The sequence below is a fragment of the Aliirhizobium wenxiniae genome (assembly GCF_019511445.1).
Lineage (GTDB): Bacteria > Pseudomonadota > Alphaproteobacteria > Rhizobiales > Rhizobiaceae > Neorhizobium > Neorhizobium wenxiniae_A.
In genome coordinates this window covers 1-17665 of record NZ_JAEUAN010000031.1, presented here as the reverse complement: position 1 = coordinate 17665, position 17665 = coordinate 1, and the positions used below count along the sequence as shown (strand labels likewise).

Here is a 17665-nt window from a genome sequence, read left to right as displayed (position 1 = left end):
CCCCTCTCTGGAGAGCAACCATGTCCACTCACCCTATCGATATCGCGACCACTTTCTTCGGCCACTGGAGTGCAAATCGCATTGAGGACGCCCTTGCGATGCTGTCGGATGACGTCCTCTACGACAACGTCCCGCTGCCCAACATCATAGGGAGAGACAACGTTCGCGAATTCCATGAGGACTTCGGGGTTGGGACGGCGTTCAGGGTAGACTGGGCTGTGACCAACATCGCGGCATCTGGGAATATTGTTCTCAACGAGCGGATCGATGTGTTCACCCATGAACGTGGCGGGACGATCACATTGCCGGTCATGGGTACGATCACCGTGGAAAACGGAGAAATCACTGTCTGGCGCGACTATTTCGATTTGGCCGACTTCGAGAGGCAGGTCTCACTTCTCAAGAGATAGCCAGATCGCAAACCCGCCGCCGTGGCGCCACGGCGGCGTTGTTCTTGCCGGCATGCCGCGCTCGAAGGCAAGGTGCTTTGCTGACTGACGGAGCCGCACCTGTATTCCCGTGGATCGCCCGGACGGGTCCGTGGCTCCCGTAACACGAATATCGATAGAAATGACGCGGTGTTTCTAGAAATGCGCTGGAATAGAGCGGTTTCCCTTCAGCCTAAGCGGAAAACGTCATGATTTCACCCTACACGATCAACATCCCTGACGAACGGCTCGCCACGATCAGAGCTAAGGTCGAGGCTTATGACTGGAGCCAGCTGCGCGATGCGGGAGGCTGGTCAGCGGGGGTCGGGGTTGATGACCTCAAGCGGCTCGTCGAGTATTGGCGGAACAGCTATGACTGGCGTGCGGTCGAACGCCGCCTCAACGCACGCCCCAACTTCACGGCCGACGTGGAAGGCGAGCACATCCACTTCGTTCATGTGAAGGGCGACGGCTCGAAGCCGCCCGTCCTGCTTCTCCATGGCTGGCCGGGCTCGTATCTCGAATTCAAGCGGCTCCTGGAGCCGCTCGCAGCAGACGGGCACGATGTTGTCGTCCCCTCGCTTCCTGGCTTCGCGTTCTCCAACCCGATCACGGGCCCGATCGGCCCGCGACGGGCTGCTGCGCTCATGCATGGGCTGATGATCCAACTGTTCGGCGACGCGCCGTATTTCATCCAAGGGGGCGATTGGGGCCACGCCCTCGCGGTCTGGGCGGCGCATGATCGTCCGGACGCCCTGCTCGGCATCCATATCAACATGATGACCGTGCATGCGGAGAATGCCGCTGCGACGACCGACCAGGAGAAGTCCTTCGCCGCCAAGCGGGCCGCAATTGCCGATCGGGAGAGCGCCTATTTTCACGAGCAGGCAACGCGTCCGCAAACGCTTGGCGTCGCGATGGCCGACAGCCCGGTAGGAGCGGCGGGCTGGATACTCGAGAAGTTCGGCAAGTGGGCCGATCTACCAACAACCGCCGATGGCGACCCGGACATCTGGAGCAAGTTTTCCGAGGAGGAACTCCTCACCAACATCATGCTTTACATCGCGCCCGCATCGTTCGTGACTGCAACCTGTTTCTACTACGGCAGCCGGCTTGAGGAATCGCGGATGCTCCCGGCCGGTACCCGCATCCAGGTGCCAACCGGCTTCGCGGCCTTCCCCGATCCGGTGTTCCTGCCGCCGCCGCGCTCGTTCGCGGAGAAGACCTACAATATCGTGCATTGGACCGACATGCCGCGGGGCGGGCATTTCGCCGCGCTGGAGGAGCCGGAGCTGATGCTGGCCGACCTGCGCGCCTTTATCGCAACGGTGTCGGCGGCGCGCTCCTGACGGTGGAGATCTCAGTTTCAGAAGCGCGGGGCGGGCGCTGTCGGCGCAGGGTTACATAACCCGTAACGCCATCTATGCGCCGCGACGGCAGGCGTGGGGCGTGCGACAATGCCGTCCTGACGGAAATGGTGTCGAAAGGCGTCGCCCGCTTTCGCTCGTCATGTCGCTCGACGAGGAAGAGCGGAAAGATGATTGCTGCACAGATCGTAACGGCCTAATCGTCAAAAGCTATCGTTTCGACGGTGACTTCGCGGTAGCAGCATTTTTGGCTTCTTCGATGGATAGGCGAACCGCTCGTTTCATTGCATCGGCCTCGCCGAATATCGCAACAAAAGCCGTGGCACCTTCCAACCGGGCTAACGTGTCGGTCGCGATTTCGCGAGCGACATCAACAGGCATGGCGCGTGACAAGATGCTCGACAAATGCTCGCGATGTGCTTGGAAAAACGCTCGAACAGCATCCTTGGCTATCGGGGTCTCGTCACTTGTACCGTAAGCTAAGTGAAGGCCCACACATCGGCCGCGATCAGTAAGAGTGGTCGCAATTAGCTCGATGACCTCGACAAATTCATCATCCCACTGCCCAGAGGCTGGGTCTCTCTGACCGAATGTTTCTTGCAAGGTGAGATCGAGTACTGCCGGAACGAGAGCCTCCTTGCTGGGAAAGCGGACGTATAGCGATGATTTCTTCAGACCCACGGCATCCGCGAGATCATTCATCGACGCGCCGGCGTACCCTTTCGAGCGAAACAATTCCCTCGCAGTCGATACAATTGTTTCTCTCATAACTTTCATGCGGTTTCTCCGAGCCAAGCTTCTCCGATGCCTGATACACCACCCTCAAAGGGTTGACAACCGACCGTTCGGTCGTATTTTGCATGCATCGTCTATTGTTGATTTACCAAGACCTTTCAGAAGGAGTTCTAGCATGGCCGTAAACTACAAAACGCAAAAGGTAAAAGACGTCGAGGTTTTCTACAGAGAGTCTGGCTCAAGAGACGCGCCAGTCCTTCTTCTGCTCCACGGCTTTCCATCCTCCAGCCACATGTTCCGTGATCTGATCCAGCTACTGGCAGATCGATACCGCGTCATCGCACCTGACCTTCCCGGGTTCGGTCAAACGACCTCGCCTCAACGTGGTAATTTTGCTTACACATTCGATAACCTCGCCGATGTCATCACTGGGTTTACGGAGGCGCTCGGCCTCACCCGTTTTGCACTTTACGTGTTCGACTACGGTGCACCGGTCGGGTTCAGGATGGCGATGGCCAATCCCGAGAGGATCACCGCCATAATCAGCCAAAATGGCAACGCCTACACCGAAGGGTTCAGCGATGAGTGGACCGCGTGGGAGGCCTATTGGAGGGACCCCTCCGACGAAAACAGAGAGGCATGTCGGGCATCCTTATCTCCTGCGGTGATCGAGAACTGGCAATACCGCACCGGCACATCAAAGGAGCGCCTTTCGCCTGATGGTTATCAACTCGATATCGCGTTCATGTCGCGGCCGGGAGCGGAAGACATTCAACTCGATCTTATCCTCGACTACCGGACAAACATCGACCGGTATCCGGAATTTCAGACGTACTTCCGGAATCATCAACCACCGTTCCTGGCGGTCTGGGGCCGACATGATCCAGCATTCGTCCCGGCGGGTGCCGAGGCCTACAAGCGTGACCTGCCCGCCGCGGAGGTCCATCTGCTCGATACCGGGCATTTTGCCCTGGAAACACATGCTGATGAGATCGCTCAGTTCATCCAGAGCTTCCTGATCAGACACGTTTGAGCTCGGGACACAGTCTACCGGTCAAGTCCGGCTCTAGGATCAACCAAAGATAGACAAGGGGGAACCTTCGCAGGAACACAGGGGCCGTATGAGCCTGTCCCAGCGTTCCAGCTTTCGCAACAGAGATTGGCGCGTCGCGTACCTACAGAATGCCAGAAGCCCCACGAAATATTGGTTGCTCCTTCGGTTCGCCGCTTCGGCAATTTCGCAGACGACCTGAAACACACCAACTCATCTAGAAAGAAAGGAACAGAAATATGATCAATCTTGAAGGCAAACGAGCATTAGTAACCGGCGGCTCGCGAGGCATTGGTGCTGCAATCGCGTTGTCGCTCGCGGAAAATGGCGCGGATGTCGCGTTCACCTATCAACGCTCCGCTGAAAAGGCTTCAAAGGTAACGGAAGCGATCGAAAAGTTGGGGCGCCGTGTGGCTGCGATCCAGGCTGACAGTGCCGACCCAGAGGCAATTGCCAACTCCGTAAGCGAGGCCGTCTCCACTTTGGGCGGGCTGGACATCCTTGTGAACAGCGCTGCGATTGGCCACAGCGGCATGATCGCAGACCTTGATGTTTCTGCATATCAGACGTTGATGGATGTGAACGTGCGAGCTCCGGTCCTGTTCGCGAAGGCCGTCATCCCGTATCTCGGCAAAGGCGGCCGTATTGTCACAATCGGCTCGGCTCTGGGTGAGCGAGTACCGTTCCCCGGCATTACACCCTACGCCATGTCTAAAGCAGCACTCACATCCTTCACGCGCGGCCTTTCGCGTGAACTTGGTCCGAATGGTATCACCGTTAATCTGGTACAACCCGGCGCTACTGATACGGAAAGCAACCCGGCGGACGGACCAGCTTCAGAGCTCCAGAAAAGCTTGACCTCCCTTGGACGTTATGGCGAACCGCGGGAAATTGCGAACGCGGTCGTATTCCTCGCAAGTCCAGCCGCGAGTGTCATTACGGGCGCCATTTTAACCGCAGACGGCGGTGCGATCGCCTGATCTGCCGTGCAAGACTTTGACAGAGTGATGGTGCCCACGTTTCGAAGACCCGGCCGTACGGGGCGGTCTCTTTTGGTAGGCGCCATCTCCATTCATTTACGTTCCTTACAAAAGGAGACTTCAATGGCCAAGCCTGAACTGTTCGTCACACCAGGGTATGGGCAGAAATTCCATGAGCTCCTACACTTTTCGCAAGCGCTAAGGATGGGTGATCGCATCGAGATTTCCGGCCAAGGTGGGTGGAATGACGATCTCGAAATTCCGGATTCCATCGTGAGCGAGATCGAGAAAGCCTTTGAGAATGCTCAGCGAACTTTGGCCACGGCTGGCGCCGAGTGGAGAGATGTCGTCCATGTCAATTCTTATCACGTTGGGGGCTTTCCTCCGATCGTGAACGAGACGATCGCCGGCCTTTTCCGCCAGTACATGCCCGATCGCGCTCCAATATGGACGCAGACCGGCGTAGAAGCCCTTGGGCTCCCTGCTATGCGAATCGAGATCCGTGTCACTGCCATCCTGGAATGACACTGGCGCCAGCCAAGGCTGCATCAGGGTGCAAAGACCAGTCGCGTTTAGCAACAACCGACCCATGAGCACAGCCTGTGACCACCTCAATGCGATCAGAACATCAACCTCCCAAGGAGAATGTTATGAAGACCCACGACAGTTGCCCCATTCCCACACCGCAGGAGCGCTCCTTCCTCGCAATCCAACGAGCGGCCGAACGGACGATGATTGAGAAGGTGTCGCGCGCTATTTCCGATGCGACAGCCGAAGTCAGGAGGAACGTGCAAGACGCTGGTTTGGACCTTGAAACGACCAGCGAAGGCTACTTCATGTTTGCGGTTCAGCAGGCAACGTTCGTGCGCCTTTGCGGTGGCAATCCAGATACTCTGCGCGGAGGAAACCCTGAGGTTGGCGAACATGTCATTCGGAATTGTCGCAACATCATCGACACCTATTGGAAGAGCAACACAGCACAGAACACGGCGCCCTGAAAAAAGCTCTTCACCAGTCTCTAGCAATCACTCAACAATGAACGAGGTCCATCATGAAATGGGAATACCTAACAGTCGACAAGACACTTGATAATCAGCAGATGAACGAACTTGGTGAAGCCGGGTGGGAATTGGTTGCGGTCGTTTCACCAGCGCATTTCGTCTTTCATTATTTCTTCAAGCGGGTAGCTGAGCCGCTTTAGCAACTGCATTGGGCCACATCGCCGACGGGCATCTGGCCTTTCGCACTTCAGATGGCGCCCCGTACCATTGGTGGAACGACTAAGATCCGCGCCCCAAATCGCCGGGGAATCCTATCAGTGGAATATTGAGCAGATTGGGCTGATCGCTGCCAATTGGGTTTTCGGTGAAGGATAGTTAGCTCATACCGTTACGGGAAAGGAAGAACAGATGAAAGCTGCAGTCTATGACGCCCCTGGTGTTCCGGCCGTTCTCGAATATGTCGATATGCCGGACCCTGTCTGTGGGCCTCGCGATGTACTCATCTCTGTGGAGGCTATCTCCGTCGAGGGCGGCGACCTCATCAATCGGCGTTCCACAGAACACCGATCCCGGTGGATCGTCGGTTACGCCGCCGCGGGGACGATCGTCGCAGTCGGCGAAAACGTGCAGCACCGGACCGTTGGTGAGAAGGTGGCCGCCTTCAACATGCAAGGATCGCATGCCGAGCTCTGGGCCGTGCCGGAGACACGCACGTGGCTAGTCCCCGACGGTTTGAGCATGGCCGAGGCGGCGATACTGCCGATTTCGTTCGGAACGGCCTATCACTGTGTAATCACCAAGGGACAGTTGCGGGCGGCAGAGACGGTGTTGATCCATGCGGCCGCGGGTGGTGTCGGGCTTGCTGCGGTTCAGCTAGCACGGCAAACAGGGGCGAAGGTAATTGCTGTCGCCAGCGGCAATGAAAGGCAGGCGCGCCTGCGCGCGCTCGGTGCATCGTATCTTATCGACCGCCACAACCAGGATGTGGTTGAAGAGGTTCAGCGGCTGACGGGTGGCAAGGGTGCGGATCTCGTGATTGATCCGGTCGGTTCAACCTTGCAGAGTTCGCTGATGGCGCTCGCGCCAGAAGGTTGCTTGGTTTTCGTCGGCAATGCAGGGGGAGGCGGTTTAGCCGTCGATCTTTGGCAACCGATGCAGAATAACCAAACGCTGCACGGCGTGTTCATGGGAGCCCTGTTCGAAAGGCGTGCGGTACACGAAACGGTCGACATCCTCCTGAGAGCAGCGGCCGAGCGACGCTTGGAGGTCGTGATTGATCGGACATTCTCACTCAAGGATGCCGCCTCGGCGCATGAGCACGCAGAGAGGGCAAAGCCTCTTGGGCGAGTCGTAATGAAGGTCTGAAGCCCCGAGTACGAAGATCCGAGTTGGAAAGGAGTCATCGAACGAATTCTGCTTATTCGCGAGCTTTCCGGCGCGGTGCCAGGCTCTCCCGTATTCTCCGCCGCCTCGGATGCCGGCGATTGCCAATACCCCGCCCTGCTCCACCCAAGCGAGGTGGATCGGGTTGTAGTAGAGCACTTGAGGAATTCCGAAGCCACCGTAGCCACACAGCAATGTCGGAGCAGCGATGGACGTCCTTGCGGCGCACAATAAAGATCGGCACCTCCATCCAGTCCTTCGAGCGATACCCTTCTGCGATCCGATCGCACCGCGGCCGCGTTAATTGGCTCAGCGAATGACGCGTTGGCTTTGCCGCCTCCGCAATCTAAGGGCCAGAACAAGATCAGTGTGAAATCGTGCGTTTAGCCGAGAAGCGATTGACGAGATCGAGAGCTGTCTCAAAATAGGGGCGTACACAGCAGTTCGCACTGAATCTTCATATTTAGCATGGACAGCAAACTGCGGATAACTTGCAGAAATTCGCTCAGCGTACGATTTCGCACTGATCTTGTTGACGCAAAGAGGTGAAAATCATGCCTCGCTGTAAACCCTCCCTTGATGTGTAAAACGATCGCTTTACATCAAAGTTATGGAAAAGCAGCAAGAGATTATTGAAGGCGCGGAGCGGGCGTTCGAAGCCGAAGGGTTTCGAGGGATTGGGGTCGACAAAATCCTCGCCCATTCGGGAGCATCAACACGAACGCTTTATAAGCATTTCGGGTCTCGGGATGGCCTCGTGATTGAGGTCTTAAAGCACAGGCATCTTGCTTTCATGGAGTTGTTGAGAGAGGCGGACCCTTCGGACCCTGTAGGGCAGCTGTTCGAAATCCAGCGTAGGTGGACAGATGGGCATATTAACTCCGGCTGTATGTTTTTGCGCGCCCGCGGCGAATACGCCGCGATAAGCGCGGAGATCACCGCCGTCGTCGACGATCATAAACGACAATTTGGAACTGAGATCGGACGGCGCTTGGAGATAGCACTCGGTTTTCCTGACGCGGATCTTGCAATGCAAATCTGGCTTTTGTTTGAAGGCGCGACGGCGTTGTTAGGCTTGAGAGGCACACTCGCCCTTGACACCGGGAAAGAGGCCGCGGCGCTTTTGATACGTGCACGTCGGGAGTACACGCCATGAAGCGCCACGCAAACATGGTGGCGGCGGCCTTTGCTCTCACAGCCCTCACCTACGGGTTAACGAGGTTTGCGTACGGCCTTCTGCTACCTTCGATCCGCACTGACCTTAACTTGAATGCAGTATCAGCTGGCTGGATCGGCGGATTGGCCTTCGCATCGTATTGCCTAGGGGTTGTTATGGCGTTCACCCTGGTTGACCGTTTCGGCGAGAGATGCATCACCGTACTGGCAGGCTCGTGCGCGACTGGCGCTATGGCAATAATCGCCGTGTCATGGTCGGGCTGGAGCTTGAGCTTCGCCATGGCACTAGGGGGCCTGAGCACCGGATTGACATCACCTCCCCTCGCATCAACCGTGGCAAGAACTTTTTCTCATCCTAACCAGCCCAAGGCCAATGGCCTCATCAATTCTGGTACGGCAGTCGGGATAGTGATTTCAGGTGCAGCGGCGCTCGCATTTTATGGTAGCTGGCGCCCGCTCTATGCGGCCTTTGCTGGTCTTGGACTGATTATAACTTTCTGGCTTTTCTGGACGATCCCGCCTCGAAACGGCAAAAACGTCGCAGAAAAGTTGCACTGGGGTAACGCTCATGTTCCGGGCGCTCGAAATCTCATGGCCGGGTCGTTCATCGTCGGCTTTGCTAGTACCGCGGTATGGACTTTCGGCGCAAACATAATGCAGGATGAAATGGACTTCTCCAGGTACCAGATCGCTACAAGCTGGATTGTACTAGGAGTGGTCGGTATCGGAGGATCATCAACGGGTTCACTTGTGCAGCATCTCGGACTTCCTGCCGTTCACCGCCTTTCGGTCGCAATGATGGGTATAGCCATCGCGTTCCTTGCAGCAGCGATCGGATACTCCCACCTAGCCTTCATCGCTCTCGGTTTGTTCGGCTTCGGCTACATCGTCACAACGGGCGCCCTTCTCATTTGGGGTGTATCGATCTACACCAGACACCCTGCACTAGGGCTGAGTGTACCCTTTCTCATTGTTGCTATCGGTCAAACCGTCGGGGCGCCGATCTTCGGCCTACTATGGGATGTCGGTGGAAGCGTCTCGGCTCTCGTAATCTTTGCCTTGGTCATGGCAGCTGGTGCAAGCTTTACCGCTGCGAAGAAAGTATCCGCTGAACAAATGCGGCCAATCAGAGAGAATAGGTAGCGGTCAGTGATAAGTCTTGGACGAATTACGCTCGTGAGAGGTACGTGATGAGGACCAACTCCGTCTATCCACCGTTCTAAGCGGCATAGCCAGAAGAGGTCCACAAGAGGACGCAACGATCTGCTCGCATCACGAAACGCCAATCGACGCCTGTGCCGCCTATTGAGGGCGGTCGGGCGGAGCAGCCAGCTCACGCGCTCCGGCACTGACGAAATAAACTTCACGGTCTTGAGCGGATGCGAACCTTCGACCCGCCGTTATCGTTGTAGACTGGACCTCGTTCGACGATCTGCCGACACGCTTCACCACTTTCGGACGCATATCAAACGGCAGGTTCATGTGCGACAGCAGAGCACCGCCAGCCCGAATATCCGCTCTTGCATAAAGGTTGCAACACGCTCTGCGTTATGAAGGCTCGCCCCATCACCTAACTTGTGCTGGCGGGTTAGAGAGCGAGGACAAATCACGTCAGCGCACGATTAATATGACGGACGTTTTCCCCATATTTGCGGTCACCTGAGCGAGAATGATCGACACATTATAGACGAGTCGCTTCAACTGTTTGATCTTACCAATTTTTCAGAGCGGTTTCTCGAGACTCTCTCCGGTGGACAGCGGCAACGTTGCCTTGTCGCCATGGCCTATTGCCAGGACACCGACTACCTCCTGCTCGATGAACCGCTCAACAACCTGGATATGTATTTCGCGAGTGAATTGATGAAGTCGCTGCGAACGATCGCCGATATGCGGGACAAGACGGTGGTGATCGTTAGCACGATATCAACTACGCCGGCAGTTTTGCAGACAGGATCGTTGCCATGAAGGATGGCCATGTCATTGCTGATGGCAAGCCAAAGGAGGTCATCACCACCGGGATGCTTCAAAGGATCTATGGTTTCGACATTCCAGTAACAACCGTAAACGAGCAATCGGTAGCGTTGCCATTCTTGATCCCATCTTAAGCTCTTGATGAGATCCGCATCAACGCCCCCCTCATTACGTTTGGGAGACCGCTGATTTCTTTCAATTATCCTATTGCTGCGCTTGATAGCCGTCCGTCTCATAGTGCCGCAGCTAGGCATCCAACGCTGTTGGCTCGCGCCCGTAAGCGACCTCGTCGCGCCCGACATAGCGAATTAGCCGCCTTGCATTAAATCGCGCGCTCATGAAGTCTTCAGTCCGCCGATCAAACGTGTGAGACTCATGACTGAGACAGATCTGCCCTCTCGCGAACGTTCACAGCTTTCCCGCCATTACACAGACAACGGCATAACCGTCCTTGTGGAAATTTTCCGCCCGTGGGGAGGTGACACTTGGCGAATGGAAGTCACCAGCCTGGAAGACCAGGTTACCGACTGGAATGACCCGTTCGCATCCGCTCAAGAGGCGTGGGACGAATTCATTCATGTCGTGAACACGGAAAGTATCGCGGTTTTCCTCTAGCAATCTCCACATCATCGAGGAAAGAAGATTGGCGATCGACAGCGACAAGCGGCGAGTGATTTTCAACCAGGTTCGGCTAAAGGCGGCATCAAGAGGCGTGCCAATCGACGATGACCCTGAATTTCTCGGTTGGGTAGAGCAATGGATCGCTGGCGCGTACGAAATCTCCGAGCTTAGGTCCGGCTATAACGATCTCGCTGCGCGTCGAGCGCACCAGTCAAGGTCTGCGAGAGGCGCCGGAAGAAGGACATCTTCGACCGGCGAAGGGGATCAGTGACTCGACGCAGAGGCTGATCCTCTTTGAAACTCTGTCCGCGATGCAGATTGAAATCGAACGGCATCCTTGCCCACTGCTTTTGCTTCATACAGGTCGGCCTCTTTCAGCAGCTCTGACACATCGCGCTTCGCGTCTGTCCAGATCCCTCCAATGCTCGTGCGGATGTCAGCATTTTCATCGGCAATCGCAATGGGCTCGCGCATCCGCTGGAGAATACGTTCGGCCGCCGCTCACCCGACGACTGGCTACCCGCGACCACCACGACAGTTCATTTCCGCCCGTTCGTGCCACAAGATCCTGCTCTCTAACGGCAGATATCAGACGTGTGGTGGTGTTTGCAGAACGGCATCTCCCATTGCGTGGCCATGAGCATCGTTGACTTCCTTGAAAACATTGAGGTCGAGTGCAAGGATCGCAAAACCGTCAGCAGACCGTAGAGAGGCAAATTCCACCGCCAGTCCGCGGCGGTTTAACAGCCCGGTCAGTGCATCGGTTCGTGCTGTCTCCTCCAGCATCTCGATCCGGCGCCGGTCCTCGGTGAAGTCGATTGCCATGCCGACAATCTTCACCGGCTGGCCGTCGCTGTCACGGAGAAGCCGACGGTCACAACGCATCCATCGTTCGCCATGGACGGTATCAAGGCGATACTCGGCAACATTCTGATCCTGCTCACCGGCGATCAGAGGCGTCAGATCGGCCTGGGCGCCATCATTGACATTGACGCGATTGACGTAACGTTCGAGGTCGAGCCGCGCGGCGGTTGGCCCACCGATAAATTGCGCCGACCGATCTGAAGTCTCAAACTTGCCGCTCTGAATGTCCATTTGCCAGAAGCCGCCACGAACGGCCTCAAGCGCCAACTCAAGCTGAGCCGCGCGCTCGGCGAGCTGGCGCTCATGTTCTTCATGACGGGTGATATCCTCGATCTGCGAGATGAAGCGTACAACCTTACCTTCGGCATTCCGCATGGCCGCCACGTGGATGAGAACGTGGACGATCTCTCCGGAGGGTCGTAGATATCGCTTCTCGATCGTATAGCCGTCCCGCCTTCCCTGCAGCACCTGCTGAAACAGGATCAAGTCGGCCTCGATATCTTCGGGGCGAGTGAAATCTTTAAACTGCGTCCCAAGTATTTTGTCGGGAGGAAGCGACAAGAGCTTAGCGAACGCAGCATTGCCGCGAATTATACGTCCCTCGAGGTCTACAAGGACGATCCCGTGGGAGCGTTCTCGAATGCAAAGTCGAAAAGCGCCAGGCGGGTTTCGGGATCGTCAGCCGTATAAGGTTCCGCTGCCATCTTTCCTCCGAAGACAAGAGCTTTACCGCGATAGGTGTGTTTTAGCAGGCGATAATCAAGTGATCGCGGCCGCATCACCACGACGGCAGTTCGTACTGTCTTTCTGTTGAGCCACAGCCGCGAGATCGAGCTTGCCTATACCCCACCAATCTAAGCGGCAGAGTCTCGCTGGAGATGGGGTGGCACATCTTCGAGTTCGGCAAGCTTGCCGTCCTGTTTCAGAAAAACCTGGAAGTTCTCTCGGACTGCGTCGATTGGCCAGTGACCAGCAGCCGCTTCCCGGCAATATCGGAGAAGGGTCTCATAAGCGAGATTTCGCTTTGCCTGCGGCCACTCGTCAAGAAAGCCGAACACATCATCCAGCCCGGTTATCTCCTGAACAAAATACCGGCGCTGCGCGTAGATCGGTTTGTCGAACAGAGCGAATGACATCACAACTTCCTCCTCTTGCTCTGCATGAAATTTTGAGACCGGCCCCGCGAGGGGGCCAGCCGAGTAACGATACGCAAGGTACCTGCGTCGAGCGTCATCTCAACCCGACAGTGGTACTATCAGGCGACCTCACGGTCCGTTTCCAGACGAAGGGGCTCGCGGGCGGCGGACTCAACGCCGATCTCGATCTTTCTCGGCTTCATAGCTTCCGGCACCTCTCGTTTCAAAGCAATGGTCAGCAGGCCATTCCTCAGGTCTGCGCCTTCCACCCTCACATGATCAGCGAGCTCAAACCGGCGTTCGAAAGAAAGACCTGCGATACCGCGATGAAGATACTCGCCCTGGAGTTAATCGGCTTTGCCGCCCTTGACCACAAGGACGTTGCGTTCCTGGGTGATATCCAGATCACCATCGGCGAAGCCGGCCACCGCCATCGTGATGCGATAGTCGTCATCGCCGTTCTTGACGATGTCGTAGGCCGGCCAGGTCTCTATTGCGTTAAGGCGCTGCGTATTGCTCAGCAGATTGAACACGCGGTCGAAACCGATGCTCGAACGATAGAGCGGGGCGAAATCAAGTACAGTTCTCATAGCCATATCCTCCGTAAAGCAACATGGAAGGGAGCGAACGTCCGCTCCCTCGGTCAACCGACACCCTATGGACCGTCGGCGCCGATCGATTTGGTTTTTGAGATTTTGCAGTTCAACACCTCGTCCGATTTTTTTTGGACCAATGAATTGCCTCTTGGCGGAGTTTACACCGGCTCTTATCTCGATGCCCGTATCTCGCCTTGGGAGTACTGAGATGGATGAACTAACGACGACCACAGACGCGGATTTTGAACTTGAGATTTTGTCGCCAGAGCATGGCAGCGCGGACGAGACAGTCACCTGCGCGTGTTGTTGTCGCCCGCGCCCGCGCTCCACTATGGACGAGGATGGGTGTGGCATATGTGACGAATGTCTGGCGCCCTAGACGCGGATGCAGTCCGGGCTCGGTTTCCCAAGCCCGGTCCCGAACTCTGGTCATCTCTACTATTCAGGCGGCAGTTGCGAACCGGGGAGCAGAGTGGGTCGCTGAGAGTCGCGGACCCAACGCGAGGCGAGCCGTCTCATACGCTCCCACAGTGCGATATCCTTGATCATGGCGATGCCCTTCAATTGGTGTTGTGTTCCGATGTTGATTGAAAGATAAGCCAGTTGATCGGCGCGGGAAATTGCAATATTTCTTGAGAATGAATTGCAATTACTGAAACAATCACATGAACGATTATAAAGCACTTCGAACTTTTTTGCTCGCTGCCGAAAAGCGGAACTTCGCTCAGGTCGCCCGCGAACTGGACATGACACCAGCCGCCGTCACGCGCGCGATCGCAGCACTGGAGACAGAACTTGGCGTGCAGCTCTTTGTCCGCACAACAAGGCAGGTTTCACTGACAACCGATGGTGCAATCTTCGCCGCACAGATCCAACCGGCTGTGAAAACGCTCGAAGAAGCTCGACGCGATGTCATGAATGCACATAAGGCGGACGAAGGACGCCTGCGGATCAGTGCTCCAACCTGGTTTGGCAAGACGGTGCTCCCGCCGATCCTGTCAGGCTTCAAGGAACGCTACCCGAAGATGAGCTTCGAGATCTCCTTGTCTGATGGCTTGGTGAACATCGTCGACGACGACTATGATCTTGCGATCCGGATCTCATCCCAGCCTTCGGACAAATTCACGATCTGGCGGAAGATTCGAAAGGTCCCACGCATCCTGGTGGCTGCACCCGGTACCCGGTTCGCTGATATGCAGCACCCGAACGAGCTGAGGCCAGACGACTGCCTTGCCTATAGCGGGGAAAGCCGACGCGAGAACTGGGTCCTGTCCGATGGCGGATCGAGCATGACCATTTCTGCGGGGCGCGCCTTCAGCGCCAACAGCGGTGAGGTTCTGGCTGATATGGCCGCCGACGGAGCGGGTGTAGCGCTTCTTCCGGGCTTTAACATCGCCGACCACATCAGAAGCGGCCGGCTCGTCCATGTCTTCAAAGGATGGGCGCCGCCTGATCTTTGGCTAACACTGTTCTATCCACCCTATCAGGCGCTTCCGCCCCGCATCGCCTCGTTCTCGAAATTCTTCGAAGAACAGGTGGCGTCGCACATGGTCATGTTGGATTGACGAGAGGTGGTGCCGCGTTCTCATCGATCAATCCCGTAGCGGGAGGTCTTCCAGCCTTTCCGCTACGAATTTTTGTAACGTCCAAAGGTTTCGGTCGAAGATCCTACGCTCCGCCAGGTCGAGAACCGTCCGATGCAAATATTCCGCGCAGGATCCGGCGGGACCGCATGCCTGGGCAATCAATTGGGCGGCCTCATCAAGCGGCACCTTGTCAGTCAGTAGAGACTGCTTTGGGCTCGCCCAGAACGTCAACGCCCGACGTGTGCCTTTCGATGTTTTGACCGAGACCCAGCGCACCATATCGCAGACTTCGGCATACCGGATCTCGCGGGCAAGCAGCGTACGCAGATCCTCTTTCTTCGTTGCGCATGGGAGCTTGAGAATTAGACCGGAGCAGCTTCCTCCTGGCTGAAGCGCCAGCATGAGGCCCGGTGCATCCGACGTGGCACGCAGACGTTCAATCCTTAGCGAAAACGCGCGATGCCAGCCGAATGCAACAGCGTTATCACTTGCCGCCACCTCAAAGCCGGGGTTCCACATTAGGGAGCCATAGGCGAACACCCAGATTTCCTCATCGCCAGCTTCTTCCTCTACCCGCCGGACAAGCTGGTCTAGCTGGTCGCGCGAGACGGGCGTCCAGTTCGGTTCCGGGCCTTCTTCTTCGACCACCCTCAGCGTCTTGGCGACAAGATCGGAAGTCAGATGCAAGGTGCCAGCTAGCCGTGTTTTGCCGGAGCGCGTTCTCGACATTTCGAAACTCACTTAAAGATGGAGCCGCCGAAGCGTTCTCGCCGCGGCGGCTCTCGCTGGGACAATTAGGTTTATGGAGCGGTTGGGATGTCGACCACGGCGCGGAACGTGATCTCGACGATCTGTTCTGGGAAGGCCAATTCGCTCACACCGATCAGGTTGCTGGCAACAGGCGGCGTGTCCGTGCCGTACATTTCCTTGCGGACCTTGGATCCGGCTGCGAATGCGCTTGGAACGTCGAGGACAAAAAGCGTCTCTTCGACAACGTCCTCAAGAGTGGCACCGAACTCGGCTAGCAGCTTCTTGGCATTGACGTATGTCTGGCGGATCTGATCTTCCATCTGGTTGAAGTCGATTGGCCGACCTGCGGCATCAAGGGCGGCGGGCGCAATAAGCTTGCCATCGCCGTCATGGCTCAACTGTCCGGAGATGTAGATCGTATCCTTCACTTGTACGGCTTGAACGTATCCGAAAGCCTGTTCCCAGGCGACGCCGTGGTTTGCGATTTTCTTTTTGATCCGGGTACTCGTCATGTTCGGTTCCAGTCGTAGGCAGCGCTAATCGCGCATGAGGGTGATGCGAGACGACGCAAACCTGGGCGGCCGTAGCTCGTCTGACAGCAGCGATATTGCCGCCAGCAGGTCACGCTCACAATTGAGATAATAGTATCGAATTGATTGCACCCAATGAAACAATGAGAAGCGGTCATGTAGCTGAAGTTGACCAAACCGACGCTGAACTGGACGCCGGATGCAGCACGGACTCTTCGACAGTTAACCTAAGGGCGAGACGGCAGATAAACTCTTGAGCGGATACGAACCGCCGGCCCATCGGCTAGATCAGTTATATTTTCTGCAGTTTTCCCTTCGGAATGGCCGATCTTAGGCCGACCTAAGGGGCCAAAACGCGTACGGACAGCGACAGCATAAGAGGGGCCATCATGGCGTGATGAAGATTGAACCTGTTCAATCATTGGGCTGACCAAACTAATGGCACAAGCCTCAAACAGCCATATTCCCGGATAACCACAGACTTGATATGTTGTCTCCCATAGGTTACATAACTTCATGTTCACGATTAGGCGCACCCGTGATTTTGCGGACTGGATAAAAACGCTGAAGGACTTTCGTGCTCTAGCTCGAATTGCCGACCGCATAGACCGTCTCGCTGCAGGAAATCCTGGGGATGTAAAACCAGTCGGTGAAGGCGTGAGCGAACTCCGCATTAATTATGGGCCCGGTTAGCGGGTCTATTTTGTCCGGGACGGGTCGATCGTTTATGTTCTTCTCTGTGGTGGCGACAACAGTACCCAGGACAAAGACATTCGATTAGCGAAAAAACTAGCACAGCAATTGAAGGAGTAATCGCATGCCACTTGACACGTTTGAGTATGACTCCGCGGAATTCCTTGGAAGTGAGGAAGCGATTGCTGAATATCTTCTAGCTGCAAGCGAAGATGGAGACGCAAGCCATATTGCTCGCGCTCTTGGTGTTGTCGCGCGCGCGCGCGGCATGTCAGACCTTTCTCGGAATACCGGACTTACACGACCTGCTCTCTACCGGGCATTAAGTGGGGATGGTAATCCAGAGTTTGGGACGATCGCAAAGGTAGCTGACGCGCTTGGTTACAGGCTAAATCTTGTTTTGAAATCCGACAGGGGATCGACCGCCGTAGTAAAGTGAACGGCATAGGGCTAGAAGATTTTCGCTCTGTGCCAGAGCGAGCTTGCCCGTTTTTTATGGTTTAAGCTCTTGAGATCCCATCAGGGGTGAGTAGCGGCCTGCTCCGTGGCAGAGTGAGGTTGCTAGAAAACTCTCTGGAGGCCAACCATGCCGATGACATCAGATCAATCTCAAGCACAGACCGCTACTCTAGTCGATCTTGGCGCAATTTTCGTCTCGTTGGAACTTAGTAAGTCAACCTGGCTGGTGACAGCCCTATCCCCTTGTAGCGAGAAGATGTCCCGCCACACCATCGAGGGCGGTGACATCGTCAGCCTGTTCGCATGCTTTGAAGCGCTTCGCCAGAAAGCCAAACGGC

General features: G+C 56.2%; 22 protein-coding genes and 3 pseudogenes. 16 read left to right on the top strand and 9 right to left on the bottom strand.

Annotated features, from left to right (window positions below; genetic code table 11):
* Positions 1-20: 20 nt before the first annotated feature.
* Both JNB91_RS27435 and JNB91_RS27430 read left to right on the top strand, forming a co-directional pair.
* Positions 21-410 carry a limonene-1,2-epoxide hydrolase family protein gene (locus JNB91_RS27435; protein WP_220328636.1) on the top strand — a complete coding sequence of 130 codons (390 nt, stop codon included), beginning with the start codon at positions 21-23 and terminating at the stop codon, positions 408-410.
* A 227-nt stretch (positions 411-637) separates the two neighbouring features.
* Positions 638-1777 (top strand): epoxide hydrolase family protein, encoded by a 1140-nt coding sequence (locus tag JNB91_RS27430; protein WP_220328635.1) that lies wholly within the window; start codon positions 638-640, stop codon positions 1775-1777.
* Positions 1778-2005: 228 nt separating this feature from the next.
* On the opposite strand, the gene JNB91_RS27425 is transcribed toward JNB91_RS27430, so the two are convergent.
* A complete protein-coding gene (locus JNB91_RS27425; RefSeq protein WP_220328634.1) occupies positions 2006-2572 on the bottom strand; it encodes a TetR/AcrR family transcriptional regulator in 567 nt (188 codons plus the stop codon).
* Between the two features lie 133 nt (positions 2573-2705).
* On the opposite strand from JNB91_RS27425, the gene JNB91_RS27420 reads away from it, so the two are divergent.
* The 6 genes from JNB91_RS27420 to JNB91_RS27395 all read left to right on the top strand — a co-directional run bounded on the left by JNB91_RS27420 (position 2706) and on the right by JNB91_RS27395 (position 6927).
* Positions 2706-3563 carry an alpha/beta fold hydrolase gene (locus JNB91_RS27420; protein WP_220328633.1) on the top strand — a complete coding sequence of 286 codons (858 nt, stop codon included), beginning with the start codon at positions 2706-2708 and terminating at the stop codon, positions 3561-3563.
* A 257-nt stretch (positions 3564-3820) separates the two neighbouring features.
* Positions 3821-4561: an SDR family NAD(P)-dependent oxidoreductase gene (locus JNB91_RS27415; RefSeq protein ID WP_220328632.1), complete on the top strand. Its 741-nt coding sequence runs from the start codon at positions 3821-3823 to the stop codon at positions 4559-4561.
* A 123-nt stretch (positions 4562-4684) separates the two neighbouring features.
* Positions 4685-5086 (top strand): Rid family hydrolase, encoded by a 402-nt coding sequence (locus JNB91_RS27410; RefSeq protein ID WP_220328631.1) that lies wholly within the window; start codon positions 4685-4687, stop codon positions 5084-5086.
* A gap of 125 nt (positions 5087-5211) precedes the next feature.
* Positions 5212-5559 (top strand): hypothetical protein, encoded by a 348-nt coding sequence (locus tag JNB91_RS27405; protein ID WP_220328630.1) that lies wholly within the window; start codon positions 5212-5214, stop codon positions 5557-5559.
* 53 nt (positions 5560-5612) lie between these two features.
* Complete coding sequence (locus JNB91_RS27400; protein WP_220328629.1) at positions 5613-5762, top strand: hypothetical protein; 150 nt, start codon at positions 5613-5615, stop codon at positions 5760-5762.
* Positions 5763-5970: 208 nt separating this feature from the next.
* On the top strand, positions 5971-6927 hold the full coding sequence (locus JNB91_RS27395; protein ID WP_220328628.1) for a quinone oxidoreductase family protein: 957 nt from the start codon (positions 5971-5973) through the stop codon (positions 6925-6927).
* On the opposite strand, the gene JNB91_RS30970 is transcribed toward JNB91_RS27395, so the two are convergent.
* Positions 6850-7071, bottom strand: a complete 222-nt coding sequence (locus JNB91_RS30970) for a prolyl oligopeptidase family serine peptidase (RefSeq protein ID WP_346269409.1) — start codon at positions 7069-7071, stop codon at positions 6850-6852. The genes JNB91_RS27395 and JNB91_RS30970 overlap by 78 nt on opposite strands.
* 484 nt (positions 7072-7555) lie before the next feature.
* Between JNB91_RS30970 and JNB91_RS27385 the strand changes: the two genes are divergently transcribed.
* From JNB91_RS27385 to JNB91_RS27370, 4 genes are all read left to right on the top strand, one after another.
* Positions 7556-8101 carry a TetR/AcrR family transcriptional regulator gene (locus tag JNB91_RS27385; RefSeq protein ID WP_220328627.1) on the top strand — a complete coding sequence of 182 codons (546 nt, stop codon included), beginning with the start codon at positions 7556-7558 and terminating at the stop codon, positions 8099-8101.
* Positions 8098-9264 carry an MFS transporter gene (locus JNB91_RS27380; RefSeq protein ID WP_220328626.1) on the top strand — a complete coding sequence of 389 codons (1167 nt, stop codon included), beginning with the start codon at positions 8098-8100 and terminating at the stop codon, positions 9262-9264. The genes JNB91_RS27385 and JNB91_RS27380 overlap by 4 nt, the downstream gene beginning before the upstream one ends.
* Positions 9265-9768: 504 nt before the next feature.
* On the top strand, positions 9769-10086 hold the full coding sequence (locus JNB91_RS27375; RefSeq protein WP_220328679.1) for an ATP-binding cassette domain-containing protein: 318 nt from the start codon (positions 9769-9771) through the stop codon (positions 10084-10086).
* Entirely contained in the window at positions 10083-10226 is a 144-nt protein-coding gene (locus tag JNB91_RS27370; RefSeq protein WP_220328625.1) for a hypothetical protein, read from the top strand. Before JNB91_RS27375 ends, JNB91_RS27370 begins: the two co-directional genes overlap by 4 nt.
* 274 nt (positions 10227-10500) lie before the next feature.
* Here the strand turns inward: JNB91_RS27370 and JNB91_RS27365 are convergent, their stop codons facing one another.
* The 5 genes and pseudogenes from JNB91_RS27365 to JNB91_RS27345 form a co-directional block, all read right to left on the bottom strand.
* Complete coding sequence (locus tag JNB91_RS27365) at positions 10501-10755, bottom strand: hypothetical protein (RefSeq protein WP_220328624.1); 255 nt, start codon at positions 10753-10755, stop codon at positions 10501-10503.
* A 222-nt stretch (positions 10756-10977) separates the two neighbouring features.
* On the bottom strand, positions 10978-11187 hold the full coding sequence (locus tag JNB91_RS27360; RefSeq protein WP_220328623.1) for a nucleotidyl cyclase domain-containing protein: 210 nt from the start codon (positions 11185-11187) through the stop codon (positions 10978-10980).
* Positions 11188-11301: 114 nt separating this feature from the next.
* On the bottom strand, positions 11302-12168 hold the full coding sequence (locus JNB91_RS31515; RefSeq protein WP_346269408.1) for a PAS domain S-box protein: 867 nt from the start codon (positions 12166-12168) through the stop codon (positions 11302-11304).
* Between the two features lie 263 nt (positions 12169-12431).
* Entirely contained in the window at positions 12432-12713 is a 282-nt protein-coding gene (locus JNB91_RS27350; RefSeq protein WP_220328621.1) for a DUF982 domain-containing protein, read from the bottom strand.
* Positions 12714-12832: 119 nt separating this feature from the next.
* Positions 12833-13303 (bottom strand): annotated as a pseudogene (locus tag JNB91_RS27345) (Hsp20 family protein).
* 671 nt (positions 13304-13974) lie between these two features.
* On the opposite strand from JNB91_RS27345, the gene JNB91_RS27340 reads away from it, so the two are divergent.
* The gene (locus tag JNB91_RS27340) at positions 13975-14874 is read left to right on the top strand and encodes a LysR family transcriptional regulator (protein WP_220328620.1); all 900 of its coding nucleotides are present in this window, start codon (positions 13975-13977) and stop codon (positions 14872-14874) included.
* Positions 14875-14901: 27 nt separating this feature from the next.
* Here the strand turns inward: JNB91_RS27340 and JNB91_RS27335 are convergent, their stop codons facing one another.
* Positions 14902-15624: a gamma-glutamylcyclotransferase gene (locus JNB91_RS27335; protein ID WP_220328678.1), complete on the bottom strand. Its 723-nt coding sequence runs from the start codon at positions 15622-15624 to the stop codon at positions 14902-14904.
* Between the two features lie 71 nt (positions 15625-15695).
* A complete protein-coding gene (locus JNB91_RS27330) occupies positions 15696-16157 on the bottom strand; it encodes a RidA family protein (protein WP_220328619.1) in 462 nt (153 codons plus the stop codon).
* A gap of 534 nt (positions 16158-16691) precedes the next feature.
* Between JNB91_RS27330 and JNB91_RS27325 the strand changes: the two are divergent.
* The 3 genes and pseudogenes from JNB91_RS27325 to JNB91_RS27315 form a co-directional block, all read left to right on the top strand.
* Positions 16692-16988 (top strand): annotated as a pseudogene (locus tag JNB91_RS27325) (type II toxin-antitoxin system RelE/ParE family toxin).
* 4 nt (positions 16989-16992) lie between these two features.
* Entirely contained in the window at positions 16993-17307 is a 315-nt protein-coding gene (locus tag JNB91_RS27320; RefSeq protein WP_220328618.1) for an addiction module antidote protein, read from the top strand.
* Between the two features lie 147 nt (positions 17308-17454).
* A pseudogene (locus JNB91_RS27315) lies at positions 17455-17665 on the top strand (IS110 family transposase); the annotation flags it as partial.